Annotated in this window: 13 protein-coding genes and 1 tRNA gene; 7 read left to right on the plus strand and 7 right to left on the minus strand. The window is 68.0% G+C overall.

The window, feature by feature from the left end:
* Nucleotides 1-63: 63 nt before the first annotated feature.
* The 7 genes from QN347_RS15980 to QN347_RS16010 form a co-directional block, all read right to left on the minus strand.
* Complete coding sequence (locus tag QN347_RS15980; protein ID WP_323494153.1) at nucleotides 64-612, minus strand: MT-A70 family methyltransferase; 549 nt, start codon at nucleotides 610-612, stop codon at nucleotides 64-66.
* The gene (locus tag QN347_RS15985; RefSeq protein WP_322163163.1) at nucleotides 609-2,501 is read right to left on the minus strand and encodes a DNA cytosine methyltransferase; all 1,893 of its coding nucleotides are present in this window, start codon (nucleotides 2,499-2,501) and stop codon (nucleotides 609-611) included. The genes QN347_RS15980 and QN347_RS15985 overlap by 4 nt, the downstream gene beginning before the upstream one ends.
* Nucleotides 2,498-2,833 carry a hypothetical protein gene (locus QN347_RS15990; RefSeq protein ID WP_322163161.1) on the minus strand — a complete coding sequence of 112 codons (336 nt, stop codon included), beginning with the start codon at nucleotides 2,831-2,833 and terminating at the stop codon, nucleotides 2,498-2,500. Before QN347_RS15990 ends, QN347_RS15985 begins: the two co-directional genes overlap by 4 nt.
* Nucleotides 2,830-4,215, minus strand: coding sequence for a DUF4942 domain-containing protein (locus QN347_RS15995; protein ID WP_322163159.1), 1,386 nt, complete (start codon nucleotides 4,213-4,215; stop codon nucleotides 2,830-2,832). Before QN347_RS15995 ends, QN347_RS15990 begins: the two co-directional genes overlap by 4 nt.
* 191 nt (nucleotides 4,216-4,406) lie before the next feature.
* Nucleotides 4,407-4,483, minus strand: a tRNA-Ile gene (locus QN347_RS16000).
* A 12-nt stretch (nucleotides 4,484-4,495) separates the two neighbouring features.
* On the minus strand, nucleotides 4,496-5,473 hold the full coding sequence (locus QN347_RS16005; RefSeq protein ID WP_322163158.1) for a polysaccharide deacetylase family protein: 978 nt from the start codon (nucleotides 5,471-5,473) through the stop codon (nucleotides 4,496-4,498).
* A gap of 62 nt (nucleotides 5,474-5,535) precedes the next feature.
* Nucleotides 5,536-7,392 (minus strand): histidine kinase dimerization/phospho-acceptor domain-containing protein, encoded by a 1,857-nt coding sequence (locus QN347_RS16010; RefSeq protein WP_322163156.1) that lies wholly within the window; start codon nucleotides 7,390-7,392, stop codon nucleotides 5,536-5,538.
* Between the two features lie 182 nt (nucleotides 7,393-7,574).
* Between QN347_RS16010 and QN347_RS16015 the strand changes: the two genes are divergently transcribed.
* The 7 genes from QN347_RS16015 (at nucleotide 7,575) to paoC (ending at nucleotide 17,097) form a co-directional block, all read left to right on the plus strand.
* The gene (locus QN347_RS16015; protein ID WP_133188921.1) at nucleotides 7,575-8,042 is read left to right on the plus strand and encodes an Lrp/AsnC family transcriptional regulator; all 468 of its coding nucleotides are present in this window, start codon (nucleotides 7,575-7,577) and stop codon (nucleotides 8,040-8,042) included.
* 96 nt (nucleotides 8,043-8,138) lie between these two features.
* A complete protein-coding gene (locus tag QN347_RS16020; RefSeq protein ID WP_322164192.1) occupies nucleotides 8,139-9,335 on the plus strand; it encodes a multidrug effflux MFS transporter in 1,197 nt (398 codons plus the stop codon).
* A gap of 151 nt (nucleotides 9,336-9,486) precedes the next feature.
* The gene (locus tag QN347_RS16025; protein ID WP_322163154.1) at nucleotides 9,487-9,813 is read left to right on the plus strand and encodes a hypothetical protein; all 327 of its coding nucleotides are present in this window, start codon (nucleotides 9,487-9,489) and stop codon (nucleotides 9,811-9,813) included.
* Between the two features lie 165 nt (nucleotides 9,814-9,978).
* Nucleotides 9,979-13,161 (plus strand): helicase-related protein, encoded by a 3,183-nt coding sequence (locus tag QN347_RS16030; RefSeq protein ID WP_322163152.1) that lies wholly within the window; start codon nucleotides 9,979-9,981, stop codon nucleotides 13,159-13,161.
* 143 nt (nucleotides 13,162-13,304) lie between these two features.
* Nucleotides 13,305-13,940, plus strand: a complete 636-nt coding sequence (gene paoA / locus QN347_RS16035) for an aldehyde dehydrogenase iron-sulfur subunit PaoA (protein WP_189675059.1) — start codon at nucleotides 13,305-13,307, stop codon at nucleotides 13,938-13,940.
* Nucleotides 13,937-14,887, plus strand: a complete 951-nt coding sequence (locus tag QN347_RS16040) for an FAD binding domain-containing protein (RefSeq protein WP_133188929.1) — start codon at nucleotides 13,937-13,939, stop codon at nucleotides 14,885-14,887. Before paoA ends, QN347_RS16040 begins: the two co-directional genes overlap by 4 nt.
* A gap of 5 nt (nucleotides 14,888-14,892) precedes the next feature.
* On the plus strand, nucleotides 14,893-17,097 hold the full coding sequence (gene paoC / locus QN347_RS16045; protein WP_322163150.1) for an aldehyde oxidoreductase molybdenum-binding subunit PaoC: 2,205 nt from the start codon (nucleotides 14,893-14,895) through the stop codon (nucleotides 17,095-17,097).
* The last annotated feature ends 44 nt before the right edge of the window (nucleotides 17,098-17,141 follow it).

Below are 17,141 nucleotides of genomic sequence, written 5' to 3' on the forward strand. Positions count from 1 at the left end.
TCATGTTGGAACATGAATCGCTTCCGGACCACAACGCAACCTCTTTTCCGGCTCCTCAATGAGTCAGGCTATATCATTGCCCCAGGCGTCCCACCCGGGGCGGCGCTGCCGGCTGAAAAGCTCCGCGCGCGGCCCGTCGTAAAGCGCCTCGACATCAGCATGCATCTGGTCCGGCTTCCGACTGTGCTCGCGCGTCGGCGCGACGATCAGGTTGCGCACCGAGTGCGATCGCACCTTCGGCTTGCCGCGCGTGCCCACGATGTAGGGCTCGAGCGCAGAGCGATAGACATAACCCGGCCCGAACGCCCACTTCCGACCGGTGCTGGACTGCTTCGCCCACGCGCCCATGCTCTTGTATTCGAAGCCCCAGGCGGCGAGCAGCTGCAGCGCCTCGGGCAGCATCGGTGCGGTCGCCCACATGATCATCGCGCAGTCCTGCGCGGCGAGATGGTTCACCGGCAGCGCGAGCAGTTCGGGCATCCGCATGCAGGGATAGTGCGCGACCGGGTTCTTGGCCTCGCCCTTCGCGCTGTAATTCTCGAAACGCCACGGTGGGTCGGCGAGGATCACGCCGTATCGGAACGGCTGCAAGTCGCCGAACGGCCAGGTCACGCTGCCATCCTCATATCCACGATCCCCGGCTGGTTGGCCGCGACCAGCGCTCGCGCCATCGGCGGGCAGACGCTGTTGCCGATCGCGCTGATCTGCTCGGCGATGGTGAGGCGCTGCTCGACCCATTTTCCGCGCACGAACTTCCGCACGATCGGGTCGAGCACGTAGCCCTCGGGGAAGCCCTGCGCGCGCGCCAGCTCGCGCGGCTTCAGCATCCGCAGGCCGATATCGACGATGACATAGGTCACCGCGTCGATCGTCACCGTGACGACCGCGTAGCGTGCCTTGGTGGTCACGACGTCGAGCGGCCGGTCGGCCGTCTGGTGCTGGCCGCCCTCGCCGTAATATTTGACCAAGAACGCCGCGGTCATGACCGCGCGCTCGAGCAGTTCCGGCGGCAGCGCGCCTTCCTCGATCAGCGTCGTCTCAATCACGCCCTGATGCGGCCCGCGCGTCGCGACGGTGCTGACCAGATCGCGCATGTCGTGCCCGGCGTTCACCGACCCGTCCGGGTTGCTGTTGAACTGCGCCATGTGCGCGGCGACGACCGAATGATGCTGCCCGCCGGCGCGCGCGGTCTTCAGGGGCGCTTCGGCCTCCCCGCCCCCGCCGGTGGTGTTGCTGCCGTTGAAGGTCGACAGGAACGCGGCGACCTCGGCGTGCTTCGACTTACTCTCGATCGTCTGTGTCGGCTCGTCCAGGCTGGTCGCGTCGTTCCCGGTGGCGAACTTCGACAGGAACACCGCGGCGACGCCATTCGTGTCCTTCTTCGACGCCGCGATCGTGTGGTGCGGATCCTCCGCTGAGCGGTTCAAGCCGCCGTGCTGGCCATAGGTGATGATCGGCGCGAGCAACGTCTCGACCGCGCCGTGCCGCGTCGCGCCCGCCATCACGGTGTCGAGCGGATCCCCCGGCGACTTGCCGCGGCTGTTCTCGCTGAACTTCTCCAAGTGCGCGCCGACCAGACCGAGCGGCATCGCGCCCGCCGGCCGCGCCGGGTTGCCATTGCTGGTGACCGTCGGCATCTCCTTGTCGATCGGCGACCCGGTGCTGCCGCTGTGGAACTTGGTGACGTGCGGCGCCAGCTTGCCGTCGACGATGAACGGGCGGCGCTGCATGACATAGCGCACCACGCCCGCGGCGATTCGGCGCTTCGTCGCCTCGGCGAGTTCGCGCGACCGGCCGAAGATGGACGGGCACGGGATCGACCAGTCGATGCATTCGGCCGCGGTGCGGTACGGCAGCAGCTTCCCGCTGCGCACGCCCGGCGAGCCCGGCGCGCCGTGCGTCGGCTTCGGCCACACGATCGGCAGCCCATCGCACCGCATAATGATGTAGAGCCGCTTGCGGCTGGTCGGGGTGCCGTAATCGCAGGCACGCAGCACGCGCCACTCGACGCGATAGCCCTGAGCGCGCCAGCTCTTGACGAGCTTCTTGAACTCCTTACCCTTCTGATCGGGCAGCGGAACGCCGTGACCGTCGAGCGGCGCGGCGTATTCAAATTCCTCGACGTTCTCGACATAGGCGACGGTGGGCCGGACATCCTTCAGCCAGCCGACGATTTCACCGGCGAGCGCGCGGATGTGGCGGTTCTTGACCGGCGCGCCCTTGGCCTTCGAATATTCCTTGCAGTCGGGCGAGAACCAGGCACCGGCGACCGGGCGCAGCCGCGTGGCCTGCAGCGGCCACACCGCGCGGATGTCCTGGCAAAAATGCTCGGTGGTCGGATGGTTTGCCTTGTGGATCGCGATCGCGCTCGGGCTGTGGTTGATCGCGATATCCACATCGCGGCCGATCGCCTGGGCAATGCCGGTGCTCGCGCCGCCGCCGCCCGCGAAACCATCGATGAAAAGGCCAGTCGCGGCCAGAAATCCGGTGGTCGCATTCATTCAGCAGATCCTTGGTTCGATGCGGGGGATAGGTCGGCGGCGACGCGCGCGCGGTATTCCGCCATCGTGAGCTTGCCAGCGGGCAGGAACACGCGGTTCGCGTCCATGAGTGGCGCGTTCGCCATGGCGTGAAGATCGCGCGCGCCGAGCCCTTCGATCGGCTCGACGCTGACGCATTCGCCCTTCCGGTAGATTGGCTTCTCGCCCGCGTAGCGCGGCCGGGCGCATGCAGTGCCGTTGGCGATCTCCGGCTTCGCCAGCGACACCTTGCCGCACCGGCACAGCACCTGCGCGCCGAACGGAATCGGCTCCTGGGCTTCGCCGCGCATCATGCCGCGATCGCCCGAGCTTCAGCCGGCACCCGAATCCGCAGCATCACCGTCGGCACGTTCGTCCCTGCCTCGGCGAAGCTTGCGACCGGCAGGTCCCGCCATTCGCCGGTCAGCTCGTCGTGATCATAGCGAGAAGTCGCGGGCAGGATGCTGACAAGCTCGCCGCCCGGGCGCAGGAACTTGAGCGCGTGGCGGATGTGCTTGGCATAGTGCCGCCCGTAGAACGGCGGGTTCATCACCACGCGATCGAAGTCGGCGGTCGGCACCTGGTCGAGGAAGTTGCCGGTGACCACGGCGTGCCCCTTGGCGCGCGCCTGCGCAGCACGCGCGGCGTCCACCTCGAAGCCCAGCGCCGAGCAGCCGCGCGCGCGAAGCTCGTCGAGGATCCGACCATCCCCACACGACGGCTCGAGCACGCGATATGCTGGCGGCGGCTGGCGCCAGCGGTCGGTGCTGCGCTCCGGGATATCGGCATAGTCCAGCGCCGCGGCGACCACCGGGCTCGGCGACCAGTAGAACTGCAGGTCCTTCGCGACCGCGGTGCCCGCGCGGACCGGCGCGTCGTCATCCTCGGCGTCGGGCAGGACCTCGCCGTAGAATTCGGCAAGCGCGCGGTTGATGTCGAGCAAGGTCCACGTCGAGAAGAAGACGTGCGCGTTGCCGTTGGCGAACTTGCGGATCGTCATGCCGCGGTCGACGGTCTGGAACTGTTCCTGCTTGCCGTAGCGATCGGTGCGGGTGACGGCCGCGCCGTCGAGCTCGGCATCCTCGCCGCGATCGTGAAACACCGAGATCGCCTGCATCTCAACATGCTCGAAATGCGGCTTGCCCTGGTAGGCGGCAAGAGCGTTCACGATGTCGCGGAATTTGTCGCGGGCATAGCCGTAGCTGTATTCGCCCCACCCGTTCAGGATGATGCGCTTCGGCAGCCCCTTCACCCCGATCCGGACCTTCGAGTGCGACTTATAGGCCGGGTCGAGATCGGCGAAGACCTCCGCCAGGCCGCGCAGGATGTGGAAGTGCGGGCGCTCGAAATAGTCGCCGAAGGTCGCGCGGGCGTTCTCGATCGTCAGCGGCGGCGGCGCGGCGATCGTGCGCTCGAACAGCTGTTTGTCCTTGGCGCTGGCGACGCGATCAATCTGAAGGCGCGCATAGATTGCCTTCCAGCCGGAGCGAAGCAGGTTCCGGCGGAGATCGTCCGCGCGCAGATAGCTCTTGCTGCCGACCGGCTCGACGAAGGTGCCTTGCACTGTTGCCGCCATCCCGAGGCGGTCGAACGCGGCGTCGTGATCGGCGATGGCTGCATCGATGGCGTCGTGCTTTTCGGCATATTCGTTGATCAGGTCGACGACGGTGCGCTGGAGTGCGACGGCGGTCGTCATAGTGACGCTCCGCGCGCGGTTGGCACGCGCCGCGCGATACCCCCGCTTTCGCAAGCGATACCCCGGCTCATACCCCCAAGAGTTTTGATACCCCCAGATTCTGCTTGTCGCTTGATGAGAAGCAAAGCAGCGTTCCGCTCTCGGCGAATCGCGCCGATCTGCAGAGGTATGGAAGCTGTGAAAAGTGAATGTGGTGGGCCCGGCAGGACTTGAACCCGCAACCTAGCCGTTATGAGCGGCCAGCTCTAACCAGTTGAGCTACAGGCCCCCCGCGCGCTCGTTAGCGCCCTGCCCCCGAAGCTGGCAAGCCCGCAGCGACAATCACATCCTCGAGCGAGGCCGCCTGCACCCCGCGCCGCGCAAGATCCGTCAGCACCGCGTCCCACCACGCGTAAAATCGCGCCAGGTCAGCCGCATCGCGGACATAGGGTGTGTGACCCGGCGCGAGCGACGGCGAGTGGAAGGCAAAGTTGAGCAAGCGAAGGCCCTCTCCCGTCGCCACCGCGATCGCCTCGAGCGCATCGCGCAGCGGCATATCCTCGGGCGTCAGCGAGACCCGCGACAGCAACCCAGCCCGCGCGAACAGCCCGCGCCCCTTGGGCACGGCGCCCAGCGCGCGATACAGCCGCGTCCCGCCACCGCGCAGCCAGCCGGTGTGGATCGTCGTCAACGGCAGCTCGACCAGCTGTGAGTCGGGGCCGGTGCGGAAGGCGGCGTTGCCGATCTCGGCGAAATCGGGGCCGCCATCGCCGCTATAGGCATAGCCCGACCGCATCGAGCTATCGATGCGATAGCCGCGCTCGGCGAGCAGCCGCAGCGTGTTCGGCCCGATCCCGTAGCGCCCGGCGCGATAGGCGATCGGCCGCGTTCCCGTTCCCGCCGCGATCGCGTCGGTCAGGACATCGATCTTCGCCGCCTCGAGCTGCTCGGGCAGACTGCCGGCATAGCTGTTCGACGGCGTCAGCGCCTCGTCGAACGGGGGATTGACCCACGGGTGCAATTGCGTGCCGACCGCCGACACCCCGTCCTCGAGCACGCCAGCGAGCGTCGCGATCGCGTAGGCGTCGGTCGCGATCGGATAATCGACCATATAGGTCAGCGGTACGCCGTGATCGGCAAAGCGGCGGTGCGCCGCGGGGAGCGCCGCGATCGCCGACACGCCGTGCGCATCGCGCGCCAGCGGGGCGTTCCAGTCGAACTCTTCCTCGGTATCGACGAGCACGATGAAGCGCGTGCCGAACGCCGACGGCCACGCCACGCGATCGCGCGACTCGGGCGCGCGCGGGCGACACCCGGGGGGTGGCACGCTTGCAGCCACGGTCAGTTGCTGGAAACCTGCTCCATATCGGCAGGAAAGGCGACCGGAAGGCGCAAAGTCAAGCTCTTGTCGCCGAGCGTCAGGCTCCCGCGCAGTTCGACGGCGAGATTGCGCGCGAGCCGCAGCGCAAACCCGGTCCCGAGCAAGGGTGCACCGCCGGACTGGTCGGCGCGATCGGCCTCGGATTCGGCGTCGATCGTCAGCAGCGTTTCCTCGGCATAGGCGGCGAGCGCCTTGGGCCGATCGAACACGATCACGACCGCACCATCATCGCGCCTCGCGACAACACCGATCCGGTCGCCAGCGCCGCCGGCTGCGACGAGCGTCGCGAGCAAGCGCGCGATCAGCCGCTCGACCGCGCGATCATCGCCGAGGATCGCCAGGGCGGGATCGTCGACCTGCAGCTCGAGCACGGTGCCGCGCAGCGTCGCGAGCGGCGCGAGATCATCGGCGATCCGCGTCAGCAGCGGTGCCAGCGGGAGATCGGCGGCGCGCAAGTCGAGCGCGTGCGTCTCGATCCGCGCGGCCATGTCGATATCGTCGATCGCCGTGAGCAAGCCGCTCGTCTGGCTGCGGATCACACCGGCCTGTTCGCGATACGGCTGCGGGACTGGCCCGAGCATCTGCGCTTCGATCATCTCGGCAAAGCCGGCGATGGCATTGGTCGGCGTACGCAGTTCGTGCGCGAGCTGGCGCAGCGCGTCGGCGGCGGGGTTGCGCGCCTCGCGCGTCGGCTCGGCGGTTTCGTCGGCACGCGGGCGCCGCGCGCTGCCGCGATAGCCGGTGAAGCGGCCCGTCGTCCGGTCGAACACCGGGATCCCGGTGATCCGCCACGGACCTGCCGCATCGGACGTGCCATCGACCACCAATCGCGCGTCGCTGAAGCCGGCGCGGCGCCGGAAGGCGCCTGACGCGACGCCATCGACCTGCGATCCGATCGCCCCGTGATCGAGCGTCAACCCGATCAGCGGGGCGCGCGCGGCGCCTTCGACCCAACGCAGCACGCCCGCGGCGTCGGTTTCGAAGCGGAAGGTCTCGGCCTGGCGTGCCGCGGGGACGAACGGCTCGGGCTGGATTTCGAGCGATGGCGGCGCGGGCGCCTCGGCGCGCTTGCGCTGATAGGCGTCGATCCGCGCGACGAGCTCGGCAATCGGGAAAGTGCCCGATTGCGGCTTGTCGGGCTTCGGATCGGCGCTCGGCGGTGCCATCGAACCGCCTTCGCTCGCCTGTTCGGCGCGGCGCCGCGCCTCGGCGACGAGCGGCATCGATGCGGCAACCGAGGCAATCGACAGGAAGGGCGAGACGGGCGCGATCGTCTCGGGAATGGCGAACGGCTCGGGTTCGGCTTCGAGTATCGGCTGGGCGATAGGCGCTACGATCTCCGCAGGCGCCGGGATTTGGGCTGGCGCAACGACGTCCGCGACGGGTTCGGGCGCGCCGAGCACGAAATCGACGCTTCCGAAGCTTTGCAGCGCGCGCGTCACGCCGTCCGCCAAATCGCGGCGGTGGCGGAGCACCGAGCGCGCGGCCGGCGACAGCGTGGGAAGGATCGCGGCCCACTCATCGGTCGACAAATCGGCAGTGCGCAACATCGGTCCGGCGATGGCGAGCTCGTCCTGGGCGAAGAAAGCCACCAGGGCGGCGGGCGGCGTGGCAAAAGCCAGCGCGCGCGCACTCGCCGCGCGGATCGGCGGCGGGACGTCGCGCCGGATCGACGCGAGCCGCGCGATGGCAACGTCGCTTGCCGCAACACGCCCGCGACCGATCAGATCGACCAGCTGCCGCCACGTCGATTGCGCACCGAACGGCGTCGACATGTCTGCCGAAAGAACCGTGTCGAGGCTGTCGTCGAAGCGCAAGTCGGATCGTTCCCTGTGGTCGCCCATCGCGCCGTAAGAATTTCTTAACCGGGGGGAGGACTCGGTGGAAGCCCAAGATTTCGAGGCGTCGCATTGTGGGACAATTGCGTTCGCCGGCAATTATCTTATGCTGGGGGCAGAGCATGCGACGCGAAAGACGCGTCGCGGGGGAGCTGCACGTAATGAGCTTTGATTCGATCGACCGGCGTATTCTGGAATTGCTCCAGGACGACGGACGGATGACCAATGTCGAACTGGCCGAGCGCGTCGGGCTGACGGCACCGCCGTGCCTGCGGCGTGTCCGCGCACTCGAGGAAGCCGGGGCGATCCGCGGCTATCACGCCGAGATCGATGCAGCAACGCTCGGGTTCCCGATCACGGTGTTCGCGATGGTATCGCTGCGCAGCCAGGCCGAGCACGATCTCGCCGCGTTTGAAGAGCATGTCGCGACGATCCCAGAGGTCCGCGAATGCCATATGCTCAATGGCGAGATCGACTTCATCCTGAAGATCGTCGCGAGCGATCTCAAGAGCTTCCAGGAAATCCTGATGACGCACCTGACGCCGGCGCCGAACGTGGCGAGCGTCAAGACATCGCTGACGATCCGCACCGCCAAGGCGCTGCCCGGGATCCCGATCCGATCGGCGTAGAGCGGACGGGAAGCGCGGCGATCGAACGAACGGATGGTCTTGCGCGCCGGTTCGGCCTAGGCGGCAGCGATGTCTGACACATCGCCCGCCCGGATCATGTCGCAGCGCGAGTTCGTCGCCTTTGTCGCGGCGTTGATGGCGGTCAATGCGCTGGGCGTCGATCTGATGCTCCCCGCGCTCGCCGATATCGGCCATCGCCTGGCGATCGCCACCGCGAATCAGCGGCAGTGGATCATCACGATCTACATGCTCGGCTTCGGCTCGGGACAGTTGGTCTACGGGCCGCTCGCCGATCGCTACGGACGCCGGCCGGTACTGCTGATCTCGCTCCTCGGGTTCGTCGGGGCGAGCGTGTTCGCGGGCGGGTCGCAGACCTTCGCGGCGCTGCTCGGCGCGCGCTTCCTGCAGGGGCTGATGTCGGCCTCGACACGCGTGCTCGCGGTGGCGATCGTGCGTGACCGCTTCTCGGGCCGGCAGATGGCGCGGACACTGTCGGTCGCGCAGATGATCTTCTTCCTCGTACCCATCCTGGCGCCCAGCATCGGACAAGTGCTGCTCGCGTTCGGACCGTGGCGCTTCATCTTCTACGCGCTCGCCGCCTTCGCCGCGTTCGTGCTGAGCTGGACCTTCTTCCGGCTGGGCGAATCGCTGTCGGTCGAGCGGCGCTCGCCGCTGTCGCTCGCGTCGCTCGGCCAGGCGTATCGGCTGACGCTGACCAACCGCTATTCGGCCGGTTATGCGGTGGCGGCGTCGATGACCTTCGGCGCGATCATCGCGTTCGTGTCGTCGGCGCAGCAGATCTTCGTCGAGGAATTCCATGCCGGCACGCGCTTCACGATCCTGTTCGCGATCTGCGCCTTCTCGATGGGGTGCGCCGCCTTCGCCAACAGCCGGCTGGTCGAACGGCTCGGGACGCGGCTGATCTCACAATCCGCCTTGCTCGGCCTCATCGCGCTGTCGGTGCTGCATTTCGGCGTGATCGCGGCGGGCTTCGAAACGCTGCTGACCTATATGGTCTTCCAGGCGCTGAGCATGACGTGCATCGGCCTGTGCGGTTCCAACTTCGGCGCGATGGCGATGGAGCCCGTCGGGCATATCGCCGGGACGGCGTCGTCGATCCAGGGCTTCATCACCAGCGTCGGCGCGGTCATCGTCGGGTCGCTGATCGGACAATCGTATAACGGCACGACCTATCCGCTGGCGATCGGCTATCTCGCGATCGGGCTGGTCGTGCTGGCGATCGTCTATTGGGTCGAAGGCGGCCGGCTGTTCCACGCGCACCACGCGCGCTGACGCCGCGGCAGGAAGCGGGCAGCAGGGATCGGGCGGCGCACCCACGCGTCAAGACGAGCCGGTTGCGCTTGCGGTCGCCCGAAAAGAGCAGAGGATGGACCGGCAAACGGGCGGCCGTAGCGGGCAAGACCCCCATCCTAGGAGAGTGACGATGGACACGAGAGCCGGCAAGGAAGTCCATGACCTCATCGGTTTCGTCGGACTGCGCGCGCATGCCACCGCGGTCGGCTTGCTCCAGCTCTCGGCCGAGCTGGTCAAGGCCGGCGTCCTGCAGGAGGATGCCGTGACGCGGATCAAGGCGGCGATTGCCGACGAGCTCGAACTGTCGCGCCCGTCGACCGTATCGAAGGCCGAATTCGACCGCACGACACGTCGGCGGCTCGACCGGCTCTTCGCTGGCGACGAGAAGCTCGCGCCGGGTCCTGCAGCAGAGCCAGCGACCGAAACCGGCGCGCACGCAGCCGAGCGTTCTTCCTGATCGAAGTTAATTCCCGAAGAAAGCTGTGCTTTTCGCGGGACCAAAATCGTGTCTCCGCCCGTTAGGACGCTCCTGACGCTGGGAGAGACTGACGCGATGCCGTGCCGATCATGAGCGAGACAAAGCGTGCGGCGGGTGCCGTGATCCCCGTGTCGGAACAGCCCCTTGCTGCTCGCTGACGCCAATCCGCCAGCGCCTGAAGCGCGCCAGACCGAGCGTGATGCGGCGATCGGAATTGTCGCGACCAAGCTCGCGCAAGCGGCCGCAACGCACGACATTCTCTACATCGCGACCGACGAACAACGCGCCGAGGCGGTGGCCGCAGCGCTCGCCTGCGCCGCGCCCGATCTGCTGGTGGTGCACAGTCCGTCGAGCGACGCTCTGCCCGGCGACACCGCGCCCGCCTCCCCCACCAATGTCGGCCGCCGCATCGCCGCGTTGCGCCGGTGGCGCGTCGCGCTGACCGAGCAGCAGCGCGTCGCCTTCGTCACCACCGCCGAGGCGGCTGCCGCGGCCTACCCCCCGCCCCCGGCGTTCGACGATGCCCCACCTACGCTGCGGGTCGGCGACCATGTCGACATGACGGCGCTTGCCGAAATGCTCGGCACGATCGGCTATGTCGCCGACGACCGGGTCGACGAGCCCGGCGAAATGGCGATGCGCGGGCAAGTCGTCGACCTGTACCCCGCCGACGCGGTCGCCCCCGTACGCATCGAGATCGTCGAGGGAGCGATCAGCGCGATCCGGCTCTACGACCCGATCTCGCAGCTCGGCACCGAGCCGATCGAGTCGATCCAGGTTGGCCGCGTGTCCGAACCAGCGCTTGGCGCCGACTGGGAGTCGCTGTTCGACCATGCGCCCGACGCCGTGATCGCGATCGACCCCGCGGGAACCGCGCGGCGCGATCGCTATGTCGGCCTTGCCACCAGCGCCGCCAAGGCGCGCTGTCTCTACACGCTGCCGATCGTCGATCGGAAGCGCTGGGACAAGGCGCTGAAAGGGCGCACGATCATCGCGGTCGCCGCCGCCGACGAACAGCCCGTCCCGCGCTTCGTCGAGCGCAAGGCGGCGGGTCGCGCTTTCTCGCGCTTCGCCAAGGCGGCGCTGTCGCAGGGGGACCGGCTCGTCCTGCTCGGCGCGGCGCGCGACATCCGTTTCCTCGCGCCGCGCCTCGCCAAGGCGCAGGGCATCGCCTTTACCAAGATCAGCCATTGGGCCGAGGTCGCGACGCTCGCACCGGGCAGTGCGGCGATGCTCGACATGCCGATCGACCATGGCTGGCAAGCGCCCGGACTCAGCGTCGTCGCCGCAGCCGATCTGCTCGGCAGCCGCGTCCAGGCGACGCATGCGCCGTCGGATGCCGCGGCGGCGCTGCGCGGCGACATGGGCGACATCCGCATCGGCGATGTCGTGGTCCACGAGGATTTCGGGATCGGGCTCGTCGCAGGGATCGAGCCCGTCGGGGTCGATGCCGATGGCGGCGACGCGATCGTCCTCGAATATGCCAATGAGGGCCGGCGGCTGGTGCCGGTCGCGGATGCCGACCGCATCTGGCGCTATGGCGCCGACCAGGACGCGGTCGCGCTCGACACGCTCGACGGGTCGAGCTGGGAGAAACGCCGCGGCGCGATCGACGCCGCGGTCGCCGAGAGTGCGCGCGGGCTGACCGCGCTCGCCGCCGAACGCGACCGCAAGACCGCAGCGGTGCTCGAGCCCGACGTCGACGCCTATGAGCGTTTCGCCGCCGAGTTCGCCTTCACCGAAACCCCCGACCAGGCGCGCGCGATCGCCGCGACGCGCACCGATCTGGCGGCGGGCAAGCCGATGGATCGGCTCGTCGTCGGCGATGTCGGCTATGGCAAGACCGAGGTCGCGCTCCGCGCCGCCGCGATCGCGGCGCTGGCGGGCAAGCAAGTCGTCGTCGCCGCGCCGACGACGGTGCTGGTGCGCCAGCATCTCGAACTGTTCGCCAAGCGCTTCGCCGCGACCGGGCTCGCGGTGGCCGGCCTGTCGCGGCTGTCGAGCCCGGCCGAGAAGAAGGCGGTCAAGGCCGGCCTCGCCGACGGATCGATCGCGATCGTGATCGGCACCGGTGCAGTGGCCGCCAAGGGCGTCGCCTATCGCGACCTCGGCCTTGTCGTGATCGACGAGGAACAGCGCTTCGGCGCGGCCGACAAGGCCAAGCTGCGCGGGCTCAACGCCGATGGCCATGTGCTGACGCTGACCGCGACGCCGATCCCGCGCACCTTGCAGGCCGCGCTGATCGGGCTGCAACAGGTCTCGGTCATCGCCACGCCCCCGGCACGGCGCCAGCCGATCCGCACCAGCGTCGGCAGCTTCGATCCCGTCACGGTCCGCACCGCGTTGCTGCGCGAACGCGAACGCGGCGGACAGAGCTTCGTCGTCGTCTCGCGGATCGAGGATATCGCGCCGATGGCCGAACGGCTCGCCGCGCTCGTTCCCGGCCTCACGATCCGGCAAGCGCACGGCAAGCTGCCCGCCGCCGAGATCGACACCGCGATGGTGAGCTTCGCGAACGGCGATGGCGACGTGCTGCTCGCGACCAACATCGTCGAGGCTGGGCTCGACGTGCCGCGCGCCAACACGATGATCGTCTGGCGCGCCGACCGCTTCGGCCTGTCGCAGCTCCACCAGCTGCGCGGACGCGTCGGGCGCGGCGGGCGGCGCGGGCAGATCCTGCTGCTCACCGACCCCGAGAGCAAGGTCGCCGAAGCGACGCTCAAGCGGCTGCGTACGCTCGAAGCGCTCGACAAGCTTGGCGCCGGCTTCGCGATAAGCGCGCGCGATCTCGACATGCGCGGCGCGGGCGATTTGCTCGGCGATGCGCAGGCCGGGCACATGAAGCTGATCGGCGTCGATCTGTACCATTACCTGCTCGAATCGGCGCTTCGCACCGCGCGTGGCGAGCATGTCGAGCGCTGGACGCCCGAGCTTCATCTCGGCATCGCCGGCAATCTTCCGTTGGACTGGATCCCCGAGGACGATGTGCGCGTCGCGCTTTACGGTCGGCTGTCGCGGCTGAGCGAGATGGCCGCGCTCGACGCGTTCGAGGCCGAGCTCGAAGATCGCTTCGGGAGTTTGCCACCCGAGGCGCATGCCTTGCTGGCGGTCGCGCGATTGCGCGTGCTCGCGTTCGGTGCGCGGATCGCGCGGATCGACGCCGGCCCCGCGGCGATCGCGCTGACGCCGCGGCACGATTTCGCCGGCGACGCGGCGGGGCTCGAGGTGAAGGGCGACCGGCTGCTTCTCCGCAGCGCGCAGGACGACGCGATGGCGCGGCTCGGCGTGATCGAGACGATGCTCGAAGGACTGTCGAGCGACACTTGACCTTGCCGCACCGATTCCTGTCTGTAGCGTGAACCAAAGCGACCGGTTGAGCGTTCGGTCGCGACGGATTACAGGTTGGCGCCGTAAATCGACGCTGGCGGCGCAATGGCTGCGTGGCCATTTGATCACAAGAAGGACGTGCGGTGGATATCAAGAGCGAGACAGAGGTGTCGCGGCGCGGCGTCCTGGTGGGCGGCGCGATGACGGCGGGGCTGGCCGCGATCCCGGCAGCGGCGGCGCCGGTCGCGGCACAACAGGAGCGCCCCATGACGATGCCCGTGACGCTCACCGTCAACGGCAAGAAGCAGACGCTCGAGGTCGATACGCGGACGACGCTGCTCGACACGCTGCGCGAGCATCTGCATCTGACCGGCACCAAGAAGGGCTGCGACCACGGCCAGTGCGGTGCGTGCACCGTGATCGTCGACGGCAAGCGCATCAATTCGTGCCTCAGCCTCGCGGTGATGCACCAGGGCGACAAGATCACGACGATCGAGGGGCTCGGCACGCCCGATCATCTGCATCCGATGCAGGCGGCGTTCGTCAAGCATGACGGCTATCAGTGCGGTTATTGCACCCCCGGGCAGATCTGTTCGGCGGTCGCGGTGCTAGCGGAGATCAAGGCCGGCACGCCGAGCCATGTCACCGCCAGCCTCACCGACGCGCCGCGCGCCACCAACGCCGAGATGCGCGAGCGGATGAGCGGCAACATCTGCCGCTGCGGCGCCTATTCGAACATTCTCGACGCGATGAGCGAAGTTGCGGGGACAAACGCATGAAGCCGTTCACCTATGCGCGCGCCACATCGCCCGCCGAAGCGGCCGCTGCGGTCGCCCGCACCCCGAATGCCAAGTTCATCGCGGGCGGCACAAACTTGCTCGATCTGATGAAGCTGCAGATCGAGACCCCGGCGCATCTGATCGACGTGCAGGACCTGAAACTCGACCGGATCGAGGAGACCAAAGACGGGGGCTTGCGCATCGGCGCGTTCGTCAGCAATTCGGATCTCGCCTCGGATGCGCGCGTGCGGCGCGATTACGGCGTGCTCAGCCGCGCGATCGTCGCGGGCGCAAGCGGCCAGTTGCGCAACAAGGCGACCACTGCGGGCAATCTGCTCCAGCGGACGCGCTGCCCGTATTTCTATGACACCAACCAGGCGTGCAACAAGCGCAAGCCCGGCTCGGGCTGCGCCGCGATCGGCGGGTTCAGCCGCCAACTCGGCATCATCGGGACGAGCGACGCATGCATCGCGACCTATCCCGGCGACATGGCGGTCGCGATGCGGTTGCTCGATGCCACGGTCGAAACGGTCCGTCCCGATGGTGCCGCGCGCGCTATCCCGATCGCCGATTTCTACACGCTGCCCGGCAGCACGCCGCATATCGAGACGGCGCTGGTGCCCGGCGAGCTGATCACCGCGGTCACGCTGCCCAAGCCGATCGGCGGCACGCACATCTATCACAAGGTGCGCGACCGCGCGTCCTACGCCTTTGCACTCGTTTCGGTCGCCGCGATCGTCCAGCGCGACGGCTCGGGCCGCGTCGCGGTCGGCGGGATTGCGCCGAAGCCATGGCGCGTCGAGGCAGCCGAGGCGGCACTACCGCAAGGCGCCGCGGCGGTGACGCCCAAGCTGCTCGCCGGCGCCAAGCCGACGCACGACAATGCCTTCAAGGTCACGCTGGTCGAGCGCACGCTCGCCGCGGCCCTGATCGAAGCGAAGGGCTGAACGCCATGAAGTTTGATACACCCGCCGGCCAGAACCCGATCGATCAGCTCAAGCATGTCGGCAAGCCGATCGATCGCATCGATGGCAAGTACAAGACCACCGGCACCGCGCCCTACGCCTATGAGCGCCACGACGTCGTCGCCAATCCGGCGTACGGCTATGTCGTCGGCGCGGCGGTCGCCAAGGGGCGGATCAGCCGGATCGACATGACCGCCGCCAAGGCCGCACCTGGCGTGCTGACGATCGTCACCGCCGAGAGCGCAGGGCCGCTCGGCAAGGGCAATTTCAACACCGCCAAGCTGCTCGGTGGGCCCGAGATCGACCATTATCACCAGGCCGTCGCGCTCGTCGTCGCGGAGACGTTCGAGCAGGCGCGTGCCGCCGCGGCGCTGATCGTGATCGATTACGCGCGCACCGCGGGCCGGTTCGATCTCGAGAAGGAATTGAAAGACGCGCCGCTCCACAGCGAAAAGGGCAAGCCGCCCGTCACCAAGATTGGCGATTTCGACGCGGCGTTCGGCAGCGCGCCGGTCAAGCTCGACGCGACCTACACCACGCCCGATCACAGCCATGCGATGATGGAGCCACACGCCACCACCGCCAAGTGGGACGGCGACAAGGTCACGCTGTACACCTCGAACCAGATGATCGCCTGGAGCAAGGGCGACGTCGCGAAGACGCTCGGCATTCCCAAGGACAATGTCCGGCTGGTCTCGCCCTATGTCGGTGGCGGTTTCGGCGGCAAGCTGTTCATCCGCGCCGACGTGATCCTGGCGGCACTCGGCGCAAAGGCCGCGGGTCGTCCGGTCAAGGTCACGCTGACGCGCCCGATGATGATCAACAACACGACACACCGCCCCGCGACGATCCAGCGGATCCGCATCGGCGCCAGCGCCGATGGCAAGATCACCGCGATCGCGCACGAAAGCGGATCGGGCGATCTGCCCGGTGGTGGCCCCGAGACCGCGGTTAGCCAGACGCGGCTGCTCTATGCCGGTGCCAATCGTCTGACGTCGATGCGGCTCGCGGTGCTCGATTTGCCCGAGGGCAATGCAATGCGCGCGCCGGGCGAAGCGCCTGGGCTGATGGCGCTCGAGATCGCGATGGACGAAATGGCCGAGAAGCTCGGCATGGATCCGATCGCTTTCCGCGTCGCCAACGACACGCAGGTCGACCCGGAAAAGCCCGAGCGCCGCTTCTCGCAGCGCCAGCTCGTCCAGTGCCTCGAACAGGGCGCGGAGCGCTTCGGCTGGAAGCAGCGCAGCGCCAAGCCCGCACAGCGCCGCGACGGCCAGTGGCTCGTCGGCATGGGCGTCGCGGCGGGCTTCCGCAACAGCATGGCGATGAAGTCGGCGGCGCGGGTCGCGCTCGACAAGAAGGGTATCGTCACCGTCTCGACCGACATGACCGATATCGGCACCGGCACCTACACCATCATCGCGCAGACCGCGGCGGAGATGATGGGCGTCGATGTCGACAAGGTCGTCGTCCAGCTCGGCGATTCGGACCATCCTGTCTCGGCTGGCTCGGGCGGGCAATGGGGCGCGAACAATGCGACCGCGGGCGTCTATGCCGCGTGCGTCAAATTGCGCGAGGCGATCGCGCAGAAGCTCGGCTTCAACTCGGCCGACGTCACTTTCGCCGACGGCAAGGTGCGCTCGGGCAACCGCAGCGTCGCGCTGACCGAAGCGGCGGGCGATGCCGGCCTCGTCGCCGAGGACGCGATCGAATACGGCACTCTGAGCAAGACCTATCAGCAATCGACCTTCGCCGGGCATTTCGTCGAGGCGGCGGTCCACAGCCTGACGGGCGAGGTCCGCATCCGCCGGATGCTCGCAGTGTGCGCGGCGGGGCGCATCCTCAACCCGAAATCGGCGCGCAGCCAAGTGATCGGCGCGATGACGATGGGTGCGGGCGCGGCGCTGATGGAGGAGCTCGCGGTCGACACGCGCTTCGGCTTCTTCGTCAATCACGATCTCGCGGGCTACGAGGTGCCGGTCCATGCCGACATCCCACACCAGGACGTGATCTTCCTCGACGAGGTCGATCCGACTTCATCGCCAATGAAGGCAAAGGGCGTCGGCGAGCTCGGCCTGTGCGGAGTCGGCGCGGCGATTGCCAATGCGATCTACAATGCGAGCGGGGTGCGCGTGCGCGACTATCCGGTCACGCTCGACAAGCATATCGCCCACCTGCCGCCAGTGGCATGAGACCGGGGATCGCCGGCGGCATGGCCTGTCTCTTATACACATCT

Source organism: Sphingomonas sp. 10B4 (genome assembly GCF_035019905.1).
Classification (GTDB): domain Bacteria; phylum Pseudomonadota; class Alphaproteobacteria; order Sphingomonadales; family Sphingomonadaceae; genus Sphingomonas; species Sphingomonas glacialis.

Excerpts from the sequence above, each read along its gene's own strand:
- QN347_RS15985 (WP_322163163.1), bottom strand. The coding sequence starts at position 2,501 with ATGAATGCGACCACCGGATTTCTGGCCGCGACTGGCCTTTTCATCGAT.
- QN347_RS16015 (WP_133188921.1), top strand. The coding sequence starts at position 7,575 with ATGAGCTTTGATTCGATCGACCGGCGTATTCTGGAATTGCTCCAGGAC.
- QN347_RS16025 (WP_322163154.1), top strand. The coding sequence starts at position 9,487 with ATGGACACGAGAGCCGGCAAGGAAGTCCATGACCTCATCGGTTTCGTC.
- paoC (WP_322163150.1), top strand. The coding sequence starts at position 14,893 with ATGAAGTTTGATACACCCGCCGGCCAGAACCCGATCGATCAGCTCAAG.
- QN347_RS15995 (WP_322163159.1), bottom strand. The coding sequence starts at position 4,215 with ATGACGACCGCCGTCGCACTCCAGCGCACCGTCGTCGACCTGATCAAC.
- QN347_RS15990 (WP_322163161.1), bottom strand. The coding sequence starts at position 2,833 with ATGATGCGCGGCGAAGCCCAGGAGCCGATTCCGTTCGGCGCGCAGGTG.
- QN347_RS16040 (WP_133188929.1), top strand. The coding sequence starts at position 13,937 with ATGAAGCCGTTCACCTATGCGCGCGCCACATCGCCCGCCGAAGCGGCC.
- QN347_RS16020 (WP_322164192.1), top strand. The coding sequence starts at position 8,139 with ATGTCGCAGCGCGAGTTCGTCGCCTTTGTCGCGGCGTTGATGGCGGTC.